The following is a 3,815-nucleotide window of genomic DNA, read 5'->3' as shown; positions in this document are numbered from 1 at the left end:
TGGCGATCGCTGACTAGAGTGTGACACTTCATAATTCTTAGTAATCGCTAAAAGTCTTACTATACAAGGGCTAGAGCAACTTTTGATTTCAACGACCAGGGTGCGGAATGTGGGATTTAGGGTGATAGGCAAATTTCCCCCACTTCCCCAATTCCCCACTTCCCCACTTCCCCACTTACCCACTTCCCCACTTCCCCACTTCCCCACTTCCCCAATTCCCCACTTCCCCTTTACCATAAATAAACATTATTGTTTTCCTGTATGGATAACTTTTATTGATGAATATCGCTCGCACTATGCAATAGGCAATAAGTATTTAGGGTGATAGGGAAATTTCCGCTAAATCCCTCACCTCCCCACTTCCCCACTTCCCCACTTCCCCACTTCCCCACTTCCCCACTTCCCCACTTCCCCACTTCCCACACTCCCTACTCCTGTCTCCTGTCTTCTAAATTCTGCTGTATTGTTTCCCCTCATGAATATCGATCGCACTATCCAACTAGCTCATCAATTAGCGGACGCGTCTGGAGAGATTATCCGGCGCTATTTTCGGCAGCCCCATCTAGAAACCGAGACCAAACTCGATCAAGTTTCCTCAATAGTAACAATCGCCGATCAAGAAGCTGAGGAGGCGATGGTGGCGATTATTCGGCGAGAATTACCCGAAGATGGGGTTATTCGAGAAGAAGGAGCCAATATTCCCTCCCAAAGTGGTCGTTATTGGGTATTAGATCCCATCGATGGCACATCCTCTTTTGTCAAAGGATTGCCTATTTTTGGAACTTTAATCGGCCTAGTGGCAGAAAATCAACCGATTTTAGGAATTGTCGATCAACCGATTTTAGGCGATCGCTGGTTAGGAGTGAAGGGAAAAGCCAGTCTTTATAATAACCAGATGATCGTTAATCCCTACCGTCAAGATCGAGAACTTGTCTTAAAAAATGCCTGTTTAGCCTCCACCACTCCCTTAATGTTTATCACAGAACGACAACAGGCGATCGCTCGTCAGCTGCAAAGCGTCTGTAAACGTACCGCTTTTGGGGGTGATTGCTATAACTATATGATGTTAGCCACCGGCTGCACTGCCATGCCGATGGTAATCCTAGAATCAGACCTGAAATACTACGATTTTTGTGCTTTAATCCCGATTATTGAAGGTGCGGGCGGAATAATTAGCGATTGGTCTGGTAATCCCCTAAAAGCTGATTCTAGCGAAGTTTTAGCCGTCTCTAATTCCGGTTTATGGCGGCAGGTTTTAGAACAAATCAGCAGAGTGGGTTAGTGCCAATACTAAGATAATTAAGGCTGGCTGAATAAATCTAAAAACCTTGTTGGGTAAGACTTTTAGACTTTTTGTCAATCAAAAAGTACCAGTTATGGGAGTGATCGTGGGAAAATTACGGGACTTTTTCTCTGAAAATTAGGTAATTGACCAGATGGGAATCAGTAAAAACCTACACCCCACACCCCACACCCCACACCCCACACCCCACAAAAAACTTTTTCAGCAGACCCTAATTAATCAACAGCTAACCCACCCCCGCGGCAATTAAACGGTGGCTAATTGAGGTTGGGGACGTTTGCTGTTACGGATACCTTCGATCGCCGTCGCGTAATCGGGGGCATTAAATACCGCCGAACCTGCTACAATCGCATTAGCACCCGCTTCGAGAACTTGCCAAGTATTAGCCGGTTTTAAGCCGCCATCCACTTCAATCCAGGGATCCAAGCCTCTTTCATCGCACATTTGGCGTAATTGACGGATTTTGGGGACAACTTCCGGGATAAAACTCTGGCCACCAAAACCGGGGTTAACGCTCATAATTAGGACTAAATCGCACAAATGCAGCACATATTCGATTAAATCTAAGGGAGTGGAGGGATTTAATACCACACCCGCTTGTTTACCGAGTTCGCGGATTTGGCAAAGAGTACGATGGAGGTGGGGAGAAGCATTATGTTCAGCGTGAACAGAAATAATGTCAGCACCCGCTTTCGCAAAGTCAGCCACATATTTTTCTGGTTCCACGATCATTAAATGCACATCTAAAGGTTTTTTCGTATAGGGACGAATAGCGGAGACAATCAGGGGTCCAATGGTGATATTCGGGACAAAACGACCATCCATCACATCAACGTGAATCCAATCGGCTCCTGCCTTATCCACAGCCTCGATATCGGCTCCTAATTTACTAAAATCCGCCGATAGGATCGAGGGAGAGACAACGATCGACTTCGAGCTTCCGTTTTGGGTCATGGCTAACTATAGAATTTCGTGTTTATATTTTCGTAACAATCTTATCAGCAATCAGTGATCAGTGATCACTAATCGGATTTGAGTTTTCAGTCGGGGTAATCCCAGAGCATTTTGTATAAATTGTAACAGACAAAAATTTGTAATTGTTGTAAAGCAATAACCGCTACTGACAATCAATCATTTCTACTCTAGAATAAAAGATGTTGCCATCCCCGTTAGGGAATTTATTAGAAACTTGAGGTATATGTGACATAATCACAGTTTCGCATTTAACCTTCATAACCTGAAATATGAATATCATTGACGCTTTAAATCTCAAAAAACCCCAAGATTACCCTTCTAGAGAAGCCTATCAGCAAGACGTTGTCAAAGCGGTACAGGTCTTAATGCGTTTAGGTATTATGGATAGTCCCTCGGCCGATTTAACCGGTTCCCTAGACTCTATCCTTGAGAAATTACAAGAGGATGAACTGGCTATCTACGGTAGAAAACGCAGTAAACAAGAAATTATCGCCGATTTAAAGCAAGTTAATAGTGAAATTGCCGAACTCGATCGAGAAATAGCTGACTTAGAATGGCAAATTGCCCTCAAAAAAGCTGAAATATCTGTTAATGAAACATCTTAGGGTTTTTTATCTTGATTCTGTTTCGGTTTCTCCAAACTGAGCGCAATAATCATCCGCACTAATAAACTTCATCGTGAGTCCCAATTGACTCTAAAAGAATTGCCTGTTTCTGCTCATATTCAACGAATTTAAAGACAATTCTTAAATCATAGCCCACACTACAAGCATAAGAGTCTTTAAGCTCCCCTTTTAATTTGTGTGTTCTTAATCGAGGTTGAAATGGATCTACGGATAATAAAGCTAAAGTTTCTTGGATATTTTGAACTAAAAAAGCCTGTTTTTTCACAATTTTTCGAGCATTTCTAATAAATATATTGGAGCGTAATAAAACAAAATTCACGCAAGGATTTCCTCCATGATTTGTTCAGGTGTCAGGGGTTGACATTGACCTTGTGCAAATTCTTGTTGAGCTTCTTGAACATCTCTAACCAACTCTGTTCTTTTTTGATCTCGAAGACGATTCTGTAAAATATGAATGAGATTTTCTTGATCTTCAAGGGGAAGTTGCTCGGCTGCTTCTAAAATCTCTGCAAAGGTTGTTTGTATTGCCATTTTATTAAGGGGCGATCAATTAAACTATCTAGAATTTACAATCAAGGATAAAAATAGCGAGAGTTACCGTATAAACATTCATTATATCGACATTTTTTTTCTAGTCAACTATTTATAACTAACTATATTATGCCCAAACTTATATCCCACATTCCGCACCCTAGTCGTTGAAATCAAAAGTTGCTCTAGCCCTTGTAGAGTAAGACTTTTAGCGATTACTAAGAATTATGAAGTGTCACACTCTAGTCAGCGATCGCCAGTTTAATGAGAGTTTATCTCAATAATTTGGTATCAGAGCTATCAGATTTTTAGGGCTAATTGTGCATCTGCTGGGCAAACAAATTAGCCTGTAATTCAGAGCCGGCAATCGTTTTGACGAT

At 41.8% G+C, this 3,815-nt stretch carries 5 protein-coding genes; 2 read left to right on the top strand and 3 right to left on the bottom strand.

Going from position 1 to position 3,815, the window contains the following annotated elements; genetic code table 11:
• Window positions 1–475 precede the first annotated feature (475 nt).
• Complete coding sequence (gene hisN, locus EWV68_RS20085; RefSeq protein WP_002791122.1) at window positions 476–1,282, top strand: histidinol-phosphatase; 807 nt, start codon at window positions 476–478, stop codon at window positions 1,280–1,282.
• Window positions 1,283–1,549: 267 nt separating this feature from the next.
• Here hisN and rpe read toward each other — a convergent pair whose 3' ends face one another.
• Window positions 1,550–2,257 (bottom strand): ribulose-phosphate 3-epimerase, encoded by a 708-nt coding sequence (gene rpe / locus EWV68_RS20080; protein ID WP_061431496.1) that lies wholly within the window; start codon window positions 2,255–2,257, stop codon window positions 1,550–1,552.
• A 290-nt stretch (window positions 2,258–2,547) separates the two neighbouring features.
• Here rpe and EWV68_RS20075 point away from each other — a divergent pair, with 290 nt between their 5' ends.
• The gene (locus tag EWV68_RS20075; protein ID WP_061431495.1) at window positions 2,548–2,883 is read left to right on the top strand and encodes a hypothetical protein; all 336 of its coding nucleotides are present in this window, start codon (window positions 2,548–2,550) and stop codon (window positions 2,881–2,883) included.
• A gap of 58 nt (window positions 2,884–2,941) precedes the next feature.
• Here the strand turns inward: EWV68_RS20075 and EWV68_RS20070 are convergent, their stop codons facing one another.
• Together EWV68_RS20070 and EWV68_RS20065 are read right to left on the bottom strand one after the other, a co-directional pair.
• Window positions 2,942–3,223, bottom strand: coding sequence for a type II toxin-antitoxin system RelE/ParE family toxin (locus EWV68_RS20070; protein ID WP_002782273.1), 282 nt, complete (start codon window positions 3,221–3,223; stop codon window positions 2,942–2,944).
• On the bottom strand, window positions 3,220–3,435 hold the full coding sequence (locus EWV68_RS20065) for a hypothetical protein (protein WP_012268295.1): 216 nt from the start codon (window positions 3,433–3,435) through the stop codon (window positions 3,220–3,222). Before EWV68_RS20065 ends, EWV68_RS20070 begins: the two co-directional genes overlap by 4 nt.
• Window positions 3,436–3,815 lie beyond the last annotated feature (380 nt).

The sequence above is a fragment of the Microcystis sp. M_QC_C_20170808_M9Col genome (assembly GCF_007095495.1).
Taxonomy (GTDB): Bacteria; Cyanobacteriota; Cyanobacteriia; order Cyanobacteriales; family Microcystaceae; genus Microcystis; species Microcystis aeruginosa.
This window is presented reverse-complemented; position numbering and strand designations above follow the sequence as displayed.